The sequence below is a fragment of the Pseudobdellovibrionaceae bacterium genome (assembly GCA_020635075.1).
GTDB lineage: Bacteria > Bdellovibrionota > Bdellovibrionia > Bdellovibrionales > UBA1609 > JADZEO01.
The window spans coordinates 1369866-1384239 of sequence record JACKAM010000001.1 but is presented as its reverse complement, the minus strand read 5'-3'; the positions used below and the strand labels follow the sequence as shown (position 1 = coordinate 1384239).

The 14374-nt window shown below is 50.7% G+C and carries 12 protein-coding genes; 10 read left to right on the top strand and 2 right to left on the bottom strand.

All coding sequences use genetic code 11. From position 1 onward, the window contains the following. The first annotated feature begins 47 nt into the window (after positions 1 to 47). Both H6624_06015 and H6624_06010 read left to right on the top strand, forming a co-directional pair. Entirely contained in the window at positions 48 to 1385 is a 1338-nt protein-coding gene (locus H6624_06015; protein ID MCB9083878.1) for a PilZ domain-containing protein, read from the top strand. Between the two features lie 142 nt (positions 1386 to 1527). Continuing rightward, positions 1528 to 2463 (top strand): CBS domain-containing protein, encoded by a 936-nt coding sequence (locus tag H6624_06010; protein MCB9083877.1) that lies wholly within the window; start codon positions 1528 to 1530, stop codon positions 2461 to 2463. Here H6624_06010 and H6624_06005 read toward each other — a convergent pair. Next, a complete protein-coding gene (locus H6624_06005) occupies positions 2460 to 3353 on the bottom strand; it encodes a hypothetical protein (GenBank protein MCB9083876.1) in 894 nt (297 codons plus the stop codon). The genes H6624_06010 and H6624_06005 overlap by 4 nt on opposite strands. A 342-nt stretch (positions 3354 to 3695) precedes the next feature. Here H6624_06005 and H6624_06000 point away from each other — a divergent pair, with 342 nt between their 5' ends. The 7 genes from H6624_06000 (at position 3696) to H6624_05970 (ending at position 12132) form a co-directional block, all read left to right on the top strand. Next, positions 3696 to 4181 (top strand): hypothetical protein, encoded by a 486-nt coding sequence (locus H6624_06000; protein MCB9083875.1) that lies wholly within the window; start codon positions 3696 to 3698, stop codon positions 4179 to 4181. A gap of 262 nt (positions 4182 to 4443) precedes the next feature. Next, entirely contained in the window at positions 4444 to 5361 is a 918-nt protein-coding gene (locus H6624_05995) for a LysR family transcriptional regulator (protein ID MCB9083874.1), read from the top strand. A gap of 236 nt (positions 5362 to 5597) precedes the next feature. Further along, positions 5598 to 8084, top strand: a complete 2487-nt coding sequence (gene mutS, locus H6624_05990; GenBank protein MCB9083873.1) for a DNA mismatch repair protein MutS — start codon at positions 5598 to 5600, stop codon at positions 8082 to 8084. A 152-nt stretch (positions 8085 to 8236) separates the two neighbouring features. Then, positions 8237 to 8509, top strand: coding sequence for a hypothetical protein (locus H6624_05985; protein ID MCB9083872.1), 273 nt, complete (start codon positions 8237 to 8239; stop codon positions 8507 to 8509). 72 nt (positions 8510 to 8581) lie between these two features. Further along, positions 8582 to 10900: an HD domain-containing protein gene (locus H6624_05980; GenBank protein ID MCB9083871.1), complete on the top strand. Its 2319-nt coding sequence runs from the start codon at positions 8582 to 8584 to the stop codon at positions 10898 to 10900. A gap of 337 nt (positions 10901 to 11237) precedes the next feature. Then, the gene (locus tag H6624_05975) at positions 11238 to 11621 is read left to right on the top strand and encodes a helix-turn-helix transcriptional regulator (GenBank protein MCB9083870.1); all 384 of its coding nucleotides are present in this window, start codon (positions 11238 to 11240) and stop codon (positions 11619 to 11621) included. 79 nt (positions 11622 to 11700) lie between these two features. Beyond that, complete coding sequence (locus H6624_05970; protein ID MCB9083869.1) at positions 11701 to 12132, top strand: acyl-CoA thioesterase; 432 nt, start codon at positions 11701 to 11703, stop codon at positions 12130 to 12132. A gap of 11 nt (positions 12133 to 12143) precedes the next feature. Here H6624_05970 and H6624_05965 read toward each other — a convergent pair whose 3' ends face one another. Continuing rightward, positions 12144 to 13385: a hypothetical protein gene (locus H6624_05965; protein MCB9083868.1), complete on the bottom strand. Its 1242-nt coding sequence runs from the start codon at positions 13383 to 13385 to the stop codon at positions 12144 to 12146. A 306-nt stretch (positions 13386 to 13691) separates the two neighbouring features. On the opposite strand from H6624_05965, the gene H6624_05960 reads away from it, so the two are divergent. Continuing rightward, on the top strand, positions 13692 to 14201 hold the full coding sequence (locus tag H6624_05960) for a TlpA family protein disulfide reductase (protein MCB9083867.1): 510 nt from the start codon (positions 13692 to 13694) through the stop codon (positions 14199 to 14201). Positions 14202 to 14374: the final 173 nt, after the last annotated feature.

Here is a 14374-nt window from a genome sequence, read left to right as displayed (position 1 = left end):
GAGCAAGAGGAAGCTTGTTTCGAACAACTTGAGTGAGAGACAGTCTTATGGGGAAAATCTTAAAAGGGGTGCGGGTGCTTCGGCGGCACCTTTCACGCTGGTTTTACGTCACATCAATGTGGGCGATCAAGCGCCTACCCGATGCGATTCAAGGAAAACTTATTCGCCGTCAGCTTCATCTACCCTTGGTCCTGCCAGGGGATATGGTGTTTAAGATTGCTGATACCAAGGAGGAGTTTGCCCAAGCCCTCGCTTTGGTCTACGAGGCCTACCTAGAGCAGGGGCTGATCTCCTGTAACCAACACGCCCAACGTTTCACCAAATATCATGCCTCACCCTTTTCCACGGTGATTGTCGGGAAGTGGCAGGATGAAGTGGTGGCAACGTTAACAGTGATTGTGGATAGTCCTTTAGGGCTACCCGCCGATGCGGGTTGGGATCTGGATGACTTAAGGCGCTGGGGCGATCGGGTGGCGGAGATTTCTTCCTTGGCCATCAAACGCGGCTGGCGACGGAAACGGGGATTCATTCTCATGCCGCTGGTGAAGTTTCTCTATGAGTACGCTATCAAGTACGCGGGCGTGGATCGCTTTGTTGCTGTTACTAACGAATCGGCACGCTTTTTCTACCGGCATATTCTTCTGTTTGAGGACCTGGAACCAAAATCCACCGGCAAGAGCTACCAGTTTGTCAAAACCAATTGCCCTTGGGGTATGACCTTGAATCTGCGTCGAGCGAGAGGGGACTTCCGCCGGGTCTCTGTTGGTAAAGGGGAGGGGCAAAACATATTTCGCTTCTTTTGCGAGCGACAGTTTGCAGGCTTTCACTATCCCGAGAGGAGCTTTTTTAAATCGCTCGACCCCGTACTGGCTCCTCATGACTTGCGTGAGCTTCTCAAGTGTGGAGTGCTTGGAGGCTTGGAGATTTCAGATCCGGATCGAGAGTTCTTGCGATCGGCTTACCACTTTCAAGAATTCAAACAATTGATTCCTATGGAGTCTCCTTCGGTGCAAAAGGATCGGCAACACCCAAGGTTTCCCGTTCGCATTAAAGGTCAGGTGAATAAATCTGGCTCGCAAAGACCAATTCCCATAGAGATCTTTGAGGTGAGCGAGAAAGGCCTGATGATTCGTCTTTCCGGAGAGTCTCTTCTCCTCTCCAATATGACTTTGCGCTTTTTAGTTTCACCCTGGCAATCCGTCGAAGTGGAGGCCCAGCCTGTTTGGTGTAAACCTGGAGGGATTATGGGCTTGCGGATTCATAAGGTGAACCGGTCCATCTGGGGAGCCTACATGCAATACCTGGAGGGTGATCTGAAAAGAGAAGCCTCACTTATTCCCAAACCTCGAAAGTCGGCGGAGAATAAATTGAAAAAGGCCGCATAGGAGAATCCACTCCCCCCAAAAATTGTGATTGAAAACAGTCGCCTGATGTCTTGTCGGCCGGCGCTTCTGTCGCCGTTTTGCCATAAAAGACACAGGGAGTTAGGACTCACGATTGGGTGCCATTTGGAACTAGAATTGGGGGATGAAAACAGCGAAAGACCTGATGACCAAAGATGTATTCACCATTGATGCGGCCGAGGAGTTGGCGGACGTGGTGAAAGACTTTGTTGAACATGGAGTTTCCACCGTCCCCGTTCTGGATCACATGGGCGATGTTCTTGGACTTATGTCTGAAATGTCCTTAGTCAGTGCCTTTATCAGGCAGAACTTGGGCGATGAAAAACACCGACGGGTGGGGCACCATTCAGAACAATTGGCGGACCCGGTTTTTGTAGTCGAAGAAACCCCGGTGGCCGAGGTGGTTAAGCAACTCATTCACTCGCCTGTTCATCGGGTGCTGGTCAAAAATAAAGCGGAAAAGCTTTGTGGCATCATTAGCCCCAAGGATTTGTTGTCCTTTCTCGCCGGCGAAGGCGATCGCATGAAGGACCTGCGTGATCAGCTAGATGAGGCCAACGAGAAGCTCCTCGAAATGATGAGTGAGTTGGAAGACGTGAAGAGTGTATTGGGCCAATACCAAAAACTCTATGAAAACACCCCGATCATGATGCACTCCGTGGACCAGGCCGGAAAAATCATCATGGCTAATAAGTTCATTCACAATGTTCTCGGCTATGACGAAGGGGAGATGTTGGGGAAAACCCTTGATGATCTCTACGTTAAGAGTTGCCTCCACGAAGCCCGCCAGGGCCTCAAGTGGATCATGGACAAGGGTTACCATCACAACACCTATACTTCGATGGTGGGTAAAGATGGCAAGAAGGTCCGGGTGGACATTGCCTCCTCGGCCCTGCGCTCACCCAAAGGTGAATTCATTGGCACGATCTCGGTGTCACGGGTGATTGATTCGGACAATCTTTTGCGTGCCTTACATGGGCTCCTTAATCGCGACAAGTTGGGCGAAGAGGAACTGGAAGAATTCTTGGCTGAAATCGGCGATCAAAAACGCAAGGCTTAAAACGGGATCAAGTCTCGGTAGTCGTTTTCGATATCAATGGCATTCCACAGAGTCTCGGAGATCAACTCCTGCCCCTCTTGACTGGGGTGAAAACAATCCACTGAGGAAACATGGCTGGCAGAGAAGGTTTGCCCAGCCAAGGCTCCATTGTCATAGACGATATGGCGATGATTGATTCGGGTGACCACCCGGGAAATCGCCTGGTTCATGGAAGCCCAGGTGGAGGCAAGCATGGCTCCCTGCCAATTGGGGCAGCCTAAATTCCAGGCCACCTGGCACTGGCTGTTGTCACGAAGAGCGGGAAGAGAAAACAGCTGGGAAACATCGGGGAGGGAGCTGACCAGCACCAAAGGTGGTGTGGGAAAGTGCTGAGGGTCCAAAAACAGTCTCAGCGAAGCCTCCATGCGTCCTTCAAAATCAGTTAAAAACTGCGCCTCAGTGATGTCGTCTTGGCAAAGATTGTTAATACCCATGAGAACCGTCGCATAGACCATGCGCGGTTGGCTTTTAAGCGAGAGAACTTGTTGCGGCAGGCTCTGAATTCTCGCCCCGGAAACCGCCACATTGGCAGCACGAATGTGAAAGTTGTTGGATGTAGCCAGATCAATCAGGCGGTTGAGATGGCTTTCCTTGTTGGTTTTGGCCAAGTCAATGCCGCTACTCCAGTTGAGCAGGGGCGCATCGGCGAGTCGGCCGTCAGCTAAAAAGGCCCGACTGATGGAGTCCCCCACGGTGCCCACGGAATAGGTCGGAGTGTCGTCGATACAAAGGGTCGCCGCCTGCAGAGACAAGGGCGAGCCCTCTTCCCAGTCCATGAGTTTTTTGTTGTGACAAAGGGGAACGGGGCCTGAGTTTTGCTTTTGTTCGAATGAATTTTGACAGGATGACAATAGGACGAGCCCTAGAAATGCGGCCCACAGTCTTCTCAAAATAAGACAGTTTAGCAGCTTAACCACCTAATCAGAGCCCTCCCCTGAGATTGAAGACTGCAACCTCAGAGCCAAAAATGAGGTTGTAATTTCAGCTACTTACAATAGTAGTATTGTTCACTCAGGTGACAGGTGGCAGGCCTTGTTCAGTTCTCTTGGTTCCAGCCTGGAACCAAGATTCATGAGTAAAACTAATGAATGTAATTAATATCAGATAATTTTTACTGAAGGGGCAAAGTGGTTATAACTCCTCTTGTTCCAAGCACTGGAACAAACGAACTCAAACTCAAAGGGGACAGGATCATGAAACAACTTATCGCCACAATCGCCGTACTTTTTACCTTTCAAGCTTTTGCCATCTCTCTTCCTGGCTGGAATCGCCCCGTTGAATCCGCCAAAATGGAAGTGCAAATGGCCAATGGAATGTTTGCCGAAGTTCAGCGCGTGGAAGTTGTTCTCACTAAGCTTGATGGTCAAATGAAGCCCTCCCAGATCAAGCTAAACCTCAACGGCATTTTCAAGCAGTACCAAATTATTGAAGACACTCTCAATATTGAAGGTGCTCGCGTGATCACCGCCGTCAATCCTGCCCACCTGACAGCTGAAGGCCCACTTCCGGAAACCACATTCATCACCATCGTCGACTACCGCAGCCACCTGGAGCAGCCAGAACTTCTGTGGGAAGTCCGTGTTGAGACTGTCACAGCCAACGACGCCATCATTGGTGAGTTGGTTCTTCAGGGATCTCCTGAGCCTGTTTTTACCATCCAGATTGAGCAGATCCTCTGATCCTTTGAGAGAATAAAAGAGACCCAATCCAGTTTGTTGCTTGTTTGAGTTCATTTAAAGCGCGATCCCGAGGGATCGCGTTTTCTTTTTTTCGGACGGTTTTTCCTTCCTTCAGGGGCCTTGTCACAATTCTGGCAAATCTGACAAGGGTAGAGCTTTGCCTCTTGGGGAATCCGCAGTAAAAATTATAGGAAATTGGTGGCTTCCATCAGTTTCACTAATTCTTTAACATTCGAAATACTGATTGTGATAGAAGGGGCCTATGCAAATCGACAGTATTAATCTCAATAACTTGCGTGTGTTTGAATGTGTGTACAAGACCCGTTGTATGACAACGGCCTCGAAAGAGCTTCACCTTACCCAAAGCGGTGTGAGCCAGCACATTAAAACCTTGGAAGAAACCCTTGAGGTCAAACTCTTCGACCGCATCAACAAGAAGATCTATCCCACGACCGAAGGGGACGAGCTCTACAAAGTGATCCAGCCGGCCTTATTCAACATTGAAGACGTTTTGAATGCGGTGACCAACCGTGAAGCGGAAATGAAGGGTGTGGTTAATATTGGGATGCCCATTGAGTTTGGCAACAACCGCATTGTGCCGATTCTAGGCCAATTAGGGCAGGAGTTTCCGGAGCTGCAGTTCCATTTGACCATGGATTTTGCAAACAAGATCAATGAGGAGCTGTTGAGCGGGCACTTGGACTTTGCATTTGTCGATGACTTTAATATGGACAAGCGCATCCACGTGGAAGAAGTCTCAGAAGAAATCCACGATTTGGTGGCAACTGAGAAATTCCTCAAGCGCTTTGGCAAACCGGGTAACACCAAGTCCTACTTTGAGTCTCTCGAGTATTTGGCCTACCAAGAGGGAGAGCCGGTGCTGCGCTCCTGGTTTAGCCACCACCTTAAGCGCAAAAACCTCATGCTCAATGTGCGCGCCCAGGTGATGGACGTTCAGGCCATCGCTCGCCTTGTGTTGTCGGATTTGGGTGTGGGTGTATTGCCTGATCACCTGGTACAAAAACTTCGGGATGAAGGCCACAAGCTTCATGTGTTTAAGGGCTGCGGAAGGCCGTTAAAGAATGGACTTTCCTTAGCTTACCTCAAAAACCGCAGTCGGCCGGCCCACGTGGGTCGAATTCTTGAGGAACTCAAAAGGGCCCTTGCTCCACAGTCCTAAATTGCACCCCATGTTTTCTCATGGGGTAGGCTCACCCTCCTCATATTTACGGAAGCATTGCATTAAGTCGACCCTACAGGTGCCGCAGTGTGCGCCTGACGGAGGTCGAGTGAGGTTGCCATTGACCCCAAATGGGGCTTGGGGTTTGGTGGGGCTCCAGTCTTAGGTTTGATGAAATCACGTTGTTTCGGGGGATTCCGGTGGCCACAAAAAAGGGCAAAAAACTCACGCCGTTGATGGAGCAGTATTGGTCGGTCAAAGAAGACCATCCGGACAAGGTGGTGCTGTTTCGCATGGGCGACTTTTTCGAAATGTTTCATGAAGATGCCTTGATTGCGGCTCCGATTTTGAACATTGCTTTGACCCAAAGAAACAAAAAATCAGCAGACGATACTCCCATGTGCGGAGTGCCCCATCACAGTATTGCCGGGCCCATTGGCAAGCTTTTGGCGGCAGGTAAAAAAATTGCCATTTGCGATCAAATTGAAGACCCGAGAGAGGCCAAGGGCATTGTTAAAAGGGCGGTCACACGTTGTTTAAGCCCCGGAATGGTCTATGACCCGGACACTCTGGATCAAATTGAGGCCAACTACATAGCCTCTTATGACGAGGACACGGTGGCCTTTTTGGAAGCCACCACGGGTGAGGCCTTTTACTACCGGGAGGCCAAGCCAGAAGAACAGCAAAGATTGATAAAGCTTTTATCTCCGGTGGAGCTGATCCTGGCCCCTCAGCAAAAGAGGGAGTGGTTTGATCGCCAGGCTCTTGAGGGCTTGGCCCTCAGTAGCCACGTGATCAACCCAGAGCTTCTGTCTGGTGAACAGGGTGCTTTGCCCGAGTCCGCGCACAGGCTTTTGAGTTACGCTCTCACTATGCAGGGCGTGGAACTTCGGACCACCCTTGGTCAATTTGAAGAGCGCCGCTTGCAAAAGCGCCTAGTGCTGTCGCCGACGGTGACAAGGCATCTGGAGATATTTGAATCCTATAAGGGTGAAGCCAGGGGCAGTCTTTTTCACGCTCTTAATCGCACCAAGACGTCGGCCGGTGCCCGCATGCTGAAGCAATGGCTGCAGTTTCCCTTGCTCGACGTGGAGGAGATCAACGCTCGGCAAATTCGGGTGGACCGCTGGCAATCAAAGCCAGGGGAGCTGGAGTCCCTGCGCAAAGTTCTCATGGGCATGGGAGATGTGGAGCGCCGTTTGGGTAAGATCTCGAACCCGAACTGTTCCCCGCGAGATATGGAGTCACTCAAGAATTCCCTGATGGTGGGCTTAAGACTTCGCGAATGGTGTGATGGCAAGGGTGATCCCACCAGTTGGCAAACATGTGTTGAGCTTGTCGGCCGAATTGATAACACCTTAGTTGAGGAGCCGCCAGTTTCCACCAAAGACGGTGGAGTGATCCGTCGTGGATTTCACCCACAGCTCGATGAGTGGATTCAACTGAGTGAGGACAGCCAAAGTCTTTTGCTGGCTTTGGAAGCGCGAGAAAAAGAAACCACCGGAATTCCGTCTCTCAAAGTGCGCTACAACAATGTATTTGGCTACTACATCGAAGTGACCAACACCCATAAGGACAAAGTCCCAGGTCATTATTTGCGCAAGCAAACTCTCACCAATGCCGAACGCTACACCACCGATGAGTTGCAGGAGCTGGAGCGCAAGGTCTTGGCCGCCCGGACCAAGCGGGTGGATTTGGAAAAGGAACTATTTGCCGATCTCCGCCAAGCTATTTTAGCAACCACAGCTGATCTGATGGCCCTGGCCAAAGAGTGGTCGGAGCTCGATGTGGTGAGCTCCCTTGCCTGGCTGGCCATTGAGTACAAATACCGCAGGCCGAGCTTTAGTCATGCAGGAGGGCTGCAAATCAAAGCCAGTCGTCATCCGGTGGTGGAGCAAGAGGTCAATAAACGCTTTGTCCCCAATGACATTCGGATCAACCAAAGTGAGTGTCTTTTGCTCACCGGACCCAACATGGCCGGTAAGTCGACGATTATGAGGCAAGTGGCGATCACGGCGATCTTAGCTCAGATTGGGTCTTTTGTTCCTGCTGAAAGTGCCATTCTGCCTTTGTTTGATCGGATTTTCACGCGCATTGGTGCCAGCGATTTCTTGAGTGAAGGCCTTTCAACTTTTATGGTGGAGATGCAGGAAACTGCTGAGATGCTCAAAGAGGCGGGCCATCATTCTCTGGTGATTCTCGACGAAGTGGGGCGGGGAACATCTACCTATGATGGTATGAGCCTGGCCCAATCCATACTTGAGTACCTGGTGGAGAAAAAGCAGGCCATGACTTTGTTTGCCACCCATTATCATGAGTTGACTCAATTGGAGGCTCGGCTTCCCCGCGTGAAGAACGCCCATATGACGATCACCGAGAAATCAGGTGAGATTCAGTTCCTGCACACTCTAGTGGGTGGTCCAGCCAACAAATCCTACGGGATTCAAGTGGCGCGCCTGGCGGGGCTACCCCGCGAGGTCACCCATCGTGCCGGTCAGTTGCTCAAAAAGCTAGAGTCCTTTCAGGCCAGCGGATCGGGACAAATGAGCTTTATGGAAATGGACACTTCGCCTGAAGATGTGGCTTCAGATCCTGTCTTTGAGCCATCCTTGAATCCTGAGGAAGTCGAGCTACTGAGAGAACTCAAAGACCTTTCAGTCACCGGCATGACTCCTCTTGAAGCCCTCAACCACATAGCCAAATGGCAAAAGAGTCTTTCGTAAGGTACCAAGTCCCTTTTTCAGATGCGGTGGAACAAATAACTGAAGAACCCTATCTTCAGTCATTTGTTCCACCGCATCTGAAAAAGGGACTTGGTACCTTACTGCCTTAGGTTTACCATGGATTCAATTGCGGGACACAAATAGGGGGTATAATGAGAGAGCTTCTGGCGGTTGGAGTGTGTTTCGCTGTTTGGTTTGTTCTCTACAAGCCATGGTTCAAAGATCACCAAGGTTTTGTCGATAGCCTCAGGTATTCTCTTCGCCCAGATATCATTTCTTTGATCAAAGGGGATTGGAGTAAAGATATGCTTGAGGAGTTTCGCTTGTGGTCCTTCTTTTTTATAGGCCTGGGAGCTGGCATTCTAGTTTACTGGAAAATCGGCGGAGACATGACTCTCGTGGCCCCATTATTTCAAAAGAAATAGCGGCCGACCTTGGCCAAATTGCTCCAGTTGGGATAGTCTGCAGAGGACGTCTTAACCTGGAATTCGGCAAACATGGCAAGTAAGTCCTTTCTCACTTCAGCAGAATTGGAAGAAGGCCTAAAAGGTCTTCAGCCCTCAGGGCTCATCGTGCCGCCCGAAAGGACGTTAATGGGTGCGGCCATTCCTTTTTCTCAGTGGCTTGAAGACAAGCTCATGGCCCGACTCTCTTCTCACCCCGAATGGGCCGAGGTGGGAGCTGTGGCTTTAGGCTCCTGGGCTCGAGGGGAGTTGAGTCCACGGTCCGACGTGGACATTCTCCTCACCGGAGACGAACAGAAGGTCTTTTCATTTGCCAGCAGACTCAATGAAGAAGGGGTCAAACTCAGGTATAGGGTACCGGAAGATCCTGAGGATTGGACAGTAGGTGTAGAGCCCTTTGATGTCCTGGCTGTTCTCCATGCCCGGTCTCTTCATCCCAAGGTTGAGAAAGCCCTTGCCGAGCAAAAAGCCAAGATCAAGGCCCGGGGGCGCAAGTTCTCAGCCCGCCTGATGCAGGCTATGCGCGAAGAAAGGCGGGCCCGGAACAAGCGCTATGACTCCATTTCCAACTATCTGGAGCCCAATCTCAAATATGGGCCTGGTGGACTCAGGGATTTGCAGCAGGCTCTTTATGTCCATGAGCTTTATCCACACAAATTTGACACCCAGGTGAGTGATCACTCCCTTGAGACCTTCGCCAAGTACCGACAGTTTTTCCTGACATTGCGTTGGCGTCTGCACCTGATGGGTCGAGGGGACGCGGTTCCCGCCGGAGATCAAATTGAGTTGGCCCAGTGGTTTGGCTACGAAAGTCTGCGCGAGTTTATGCGTGAGATCCAGCTGGGTTTGGGGCGAGTCAGTTTTTACGCCGATTGGATGGTGGAGAGGGCCCGGGCAACCAAAGCTAAGATTTCTTTGGTCGAAGAAGCGAAGCTCAACAAGCTTCTGGATGGATTTTCGGTATTGGAGAAAAACCCTTCCCGTCTCATGCAAGGGCGATTGCGGGCCCTGGTGGAGCCCTTTTCCAAGGAGATGCCGACCCGGGTGCAGATTGGCAAGGCCCTCAGTCGTTACCTGAACCTGGAGCAGTCTGAAGAATTCCTCGTGGCCTTATTCAAATCCCGACTATTGGAGTTTTGTGTTCCTGAGCTGAGCAAAGTGGCAGGATTGGTCCAACATGATCAATACCACCGCTACACGGTGAATGCCCATTTGCTTCAGGCCATTCGGGTTCTCCACCGAATTTACCGCAAGCCAGCCAGCTTGGGCCGACTTAAGGCCTTGGGTAAAGAACTGACATCCCAGGATTGGCAGATCCTCATATGGACGGCCCTTTATCATGATTTGGCTAAGGGCCGAGGAGGGAATCACTCCATCAAAGGAGCGGCCCTGGTCAAAAAAGATCTGGTGGCGATGAAGGTGCCTCTGCGATTGACCGTGGAGACGGCCTGGATGGTGGAGCACCACCTGGATATTTCCACCGCGGCTTTCCGTATGAATCCTCACTCCAAGGCGACCTGGCAAAGACTTCACGAGAAGGGCATCAAGGGGGATCGGCTGCGCAGACTGGTGATCTTTACCGCCGTCGATATTCAAGCCACCAATCCTGAGGCCTGGTCCGAGTGGAAGGAAAGACTTTTGATGGATCTCTATGATGTGGCCACATCCAAGAGGGCCAGTCAGTTTATGGAGCTATTGGAGTCGGCCGAATCAGAAAAGGTGAAACTCAGTGAGGAGTTTATTCGCGGCCTTGATCCGGCTCTGATTGAAGAAGTGCCAGTGCGGTTGCTTATTCAGGATTACCAAAAGCTCAAGCGTAAGAAAAAGAGCGACCTGGAAGTATTGGTGTGGCGCTCGCGAAAAAAAGAAACCTGGGTGCGCATGCACACCCGCAACGATAGGCCAGGACTGTTTTTGGAGTGGACAGGTCTTTTGTTTGCCTCCGGCTGCCAGATCCAGCAGTGCGCAGTGCAGACCTATGATGAGTTTGGGGCCTATGACTGGTTCAAGGTCAAAACCTCCCGCACGCCGGCCCAGTTGAAAAAATGGATGTCCTTAGTTGATCTCTCAAAGATCAATCGCCCTGAAGTGTATTTTGATCAGGTGACTTTGGTCAGCCAGGATGAAAAGGAAGATGAAGTGACTCTCAGTTTTCGTGGCAAAGACCGGCCGGGACTGCTGATGGCCGCGGCAGCTGCACTTGCCGAAGAAGGTTTTACGATCAAATGGGCGCGCGCTTTCACCTGGGGTCGACAAGTGGACGATGTTTTTGGTGTTAAAAGCCTTCCTGATCTCCAGGCAAAAGTAGAGAGCATAGCCAAAAGGCTGACAAAAAATCTGCTCAAAAACTAAGCAGGAATTTTCTCACTTGCGTCGAGGCCCGTCTAGAGTCCAGGTCACAAAATTTCCTATTCCAAAGGGCTGATTTTGAATTTTTGAGGGTTTTTAGAGACTTAAATTGACCTAGATTTTCGGTTAATAAAATCTTGGTCCAGTGAAAAATAAATATTGAGTCTGACAGAAACTAACAAAGGTCGGTCCAGTTTCAAAAATTCTGTCAAAAGAGGCTTGCGATATTAAAAAATCCTGGGCAGACTTTAATACAGGTGGTCAGTGAAAGACCGCTCGTTGATCTAGGAAGAGGATCTTAAAACTATACTAACAACCTATTTTGGGGGAGGGAGCAAGGATGCTCAGAGATGTCCTGATACAAAAAGGTTTGTCCAACCGCGAAGCCGAAGTTGCTGAGTTGGTGACAAAGGGCCTGTCCAACAAGGAAGTTGCGAACCAGCTTTTCGTCACTGAGAAGACGGTGAAGTTTCACCTGACCAACATCTATAAAAAGATGAACGTCAAGTCTCGTGCTCAGTTGATCGTGTGGTGTTTGCCACATCTTGGATTCGTGGAAAAGGAAGAACGCCAAGCCGCAGCCGAGAACCAGCAAATTATTGGTGGGTCTCAGAACAATGCCGATACAATTCCTGCAGGAAATCAGACCGTCGCGTCTGGAATGACTATTCCTACTGGAATCAATCGCGGACCTGGTGCTGACTCCTTTGGCGGCAACAACTGAGATATTGATAGTACTCGTCAATTTTTAACGGTGGGTTTGTGTGGTGGAAGGCCGTCCCGTATGTGACTCTTCCGTTGTCATGACGGAAATGGTTCTTCCAACTCACACAAATTCACTGAATAGTGTGTTTGGCGGCGTGATCATGTCTTGGATCGATATCTGCGCCGCCATTTCTGCCCAGCGCCACTGTTCCCGCCCTGTTGTCACCGCAAGCATAGACGCCCTTGATTTCCACCGTCCCGCCTATCAGGGCTGGGTTATTACCTTAAAGTCCTGCGTGAACTTTGTGGCCAAATCCTCAATGGAAGTGGGTGTTTCCGTCGAAGCCGAGCACCTGGTCAAAAAGCAAAAGTACAAAATTGCCTCAGCCTACCTCACGTTTGTCGCTCTTGATGACCATGGTAAGCCCATGGCTGCTCCTCCTGTGATTCCCCAGACCGAAGAGGAAAAGCGCCGCTTCGAGGCCGCCAAGAAGCGCCGCGAGCTCCGCCTCAAGCACCGCCAGCTGTAAGCTGCCTAACTCTAAAACTCTGCCTTGCACATGTCCCAGGTCAGTGCCGGATTACCCTGAATGGACTGAGGCTTTTGGGTGCTGCAGGCGAAGAATAAGGTTTTGGGGCTACGGTCGACCAGAGCACCATAGGAGTCGGTCAAAAAGCCTGGCTCCGTCTGCATATGATAGCCCACAACTGATGAAGTCTGAGCGACCTTTTGCCAAGTGTACTTGGAGTTGGTCAGACCAGCATGGGGAATGCGAAAAATGGAGATGGTTTGGTACTGATTGCTCACCTTTGCCAGGTAGTAATAGCCGTCATGTCCAGGGGCAATGGCAATGGCGGGGTAGGGGAGTGAGACTTGATCGAGGCCCTTGCTGTTGAGTAAGACGCGAGATCCAAAGTTAACTCCATCCTTTGAGTGGCGGACCCAATGGCGATAAACACCGGTATTGGTCACTTCAAAAAACACCATACGAACGCCAGATCCGGCATCGGTTGACATAGCCACCTGGGTGCCCACGCCATATTCCTCACGCCCGGGCGTAAAGCTCCCTTCGGGTTCAATGATGCGGCCATTGCGCCGGGGGCCGCAGTCGGAACATTTGTGCCAGTTAAATCCATCTTTTGAAAATGCCACCCGAACCACGTTCATCGCCCCGAGCCTATTCTCCACAGATCGCTCATTATTGGTGTAGTAGAGAGCGTAGCCAAAGGGACCTTGCTGAAGGCGCCCCTGGGGATCTTGAAAGGAGAAATTCCAGTACCCACGGATCACCGATGGGTCACATATATATTTGCCCTCGTCATAGCTGTATCCATTTTGTCCTGAATCAAGTTGACGGTTGGACAGGGCTCTGGTTTTGGGAGTCCATCCAATCTGGGACAAAGAGGAAGCCTGTCGGGTTGAGACCTGATCCCAGTCTGTCCCTCCACCGAGCTGGTAGTCACAGTACCAAAGCTTCACTTTGTTGTGATCCCATTGATCCACCATAATGCTCGGGGAGTATTGGGCGCTGGGCTCCGCGAATACCGCAGATGGGACCACTCCGGTGCTGTTGATCTGATTCTGGCTTTGTCCCGAATGTTGGTGATTCTGGGGATCTGCTTCCTTGCCACCCTCAGATGGCTGCGATTCAGATGATTGGAGTTCATTTGCTCCATCAATCGAATCGGCGCGAAAGGAATCACCACAAGAGATCAACAAGGTCGACAGAGCTATTGCGAGGATCAAGCTTTCAAATTGGTGAAGAAATGAATGACGGGGCATATACTTACCTCTCTTCCATAAGGTAATTTGTCTTCCGGAATTGTATTTGTGCAATCCCTGTTCCCAGTGGGAAAGCGGGGATCTGGTTACAAGGGACTCTTCTGTATCGGAACATCCCGTTCGACAACTGAGTGGGCGCAGTGGAAAGATATTTGGCATATTGTCAATTTGATCGACAAGGCTTGCTCATCTGGTGCAGGCGGGCGCCTTGCTGCTTTGCGATAAGTGGCGAAACTTGATACCTAACAGGGGTGATTATCGAGTATGGTTTCTCCAGAAAATTAGCCCCCAACAAGGAGACTCTTTATGCGTCAGTTTCTGGCAATGTGCCTGTTACTCGTTGTGGCCCCTTTGACCGCTTCAGCTCTTGAGGTGGGAGAAGCAGCCCCTAGTGTGGTTCTCACTCAGATTTCGGCGACTGGCATGGAAGCCCCCAATGACATTATTGCCAGGGAAGCCGGAACAACGACCGACTATAAGGTCCTGGAGTTTTTCTCCACCACTTGTCCTGCTTGTCATGAGAGTCTGCCGATATTTTCGGCTCTGGCCACAGAATTTGCTGGAAAGGTGACTTTCCGTCAGGTGGGCCTTGATCGTGATCCACAAAAAGTCAGAGACTACATCACCGAGAAAAAGGCACTGATCCATTACGATGTGGCTCTCGACAACAGCCGTGAGGCCGCACGCGCTTATAAGATTCGCTACACTCCCACTTTGTTTGTTGTCGATGGTAACAGCCAGATCGTGGTGAAAATTATTGGTGTACCATCTCCTGAACAGTTGGATGAACTCCGCCAACTTTTTAACGGCAACTAATCATGCAGAAGCTTTGGGCTGCTTTATTTTTCGTGGTCTTAGGAGGTTGCGCCTCCATGCAGGGGACGGATTTAAGTCTCTTGAATGCGCCCATGATGGATGTGGATAAGCAGTCTGATTTAAGGTCGGTGCCTCAACACACCGGCCTAAGATCCTTCACTCAGTCTTCAGGA

Coding starts and splice junctions, on each gene's coding strand:
- H6624_06015 (MCB9083878.1), top strand. CDS start 48: ATGGGGAAAATCTTAAAAGGGGTGCGGGTGCTTCGGCGGCACCTTTCA.
- H6624_05980 (MCB9083871.1), top strand. CDS start 8,582: ATGGCAAGTAAGTCCTTTCTCACTTCAGCAGAATTGGAAGAAGGCCTA.
- H6624_05970 (MCB9083869.1), top strand. CDS start 11,701: ATGACGGAAATGGTTCTTCCAACTCACACAAATTCACTGAATAGTGTG.
- H6624_05960 (MCB9083867.1), top strand. CDS start 13,692: ATGCGTCAGTTTCTGGCAATGTGCCTGTTACTCGTTGTGGCCCCTTTG.
- H6624_05985 (MCB9083872.1), top strand. CDS start 8,237: ATGAGAGAGCTTCTGGCGGTTGGAGTGTGTTTCGCTGTTTGGTTTGTT.
- mutS (MCB9083873.1), top strand. CDS start 5,598: ATGGAGCAGTATTGGTCGGTCAAAGAAGACCATCCGGACAAGGTGGTG.
- H6624_05995 (MCB9083874.1), top strand. CDS start 4,444: ATGCAAATCGACAGTATTAATCTCAATAACTTGCGTGTGTTTGAATGT.
- H6624_06000 (MCB9083875.1), top strand. CDS start 3,696: ATGAAACAACTTATCGCCACAATCGCCGTACTTTTTACCTTTCAAGCT.
- H6624_06010 (MCB9083877.1), top strand. CDS start 1,528: ATGAAAACAGCGAAAGACCTGATGACCAAAGATGTATTCACCATTGAT.
- H6624_05975 (MCB9083870.1), top strand. CDS start 11,238: ATGCTCAGAGATGTCCTGATACAAAAAGGTTTGTCCAACCGCGAAGCC.
- H6624_05965 (MCB9083868.1), bottom strand. CDS start 13,385: ATGCCCCGTCATTCATTTCTTCACCAATTTGAAAGCTTGATCCTCGCA.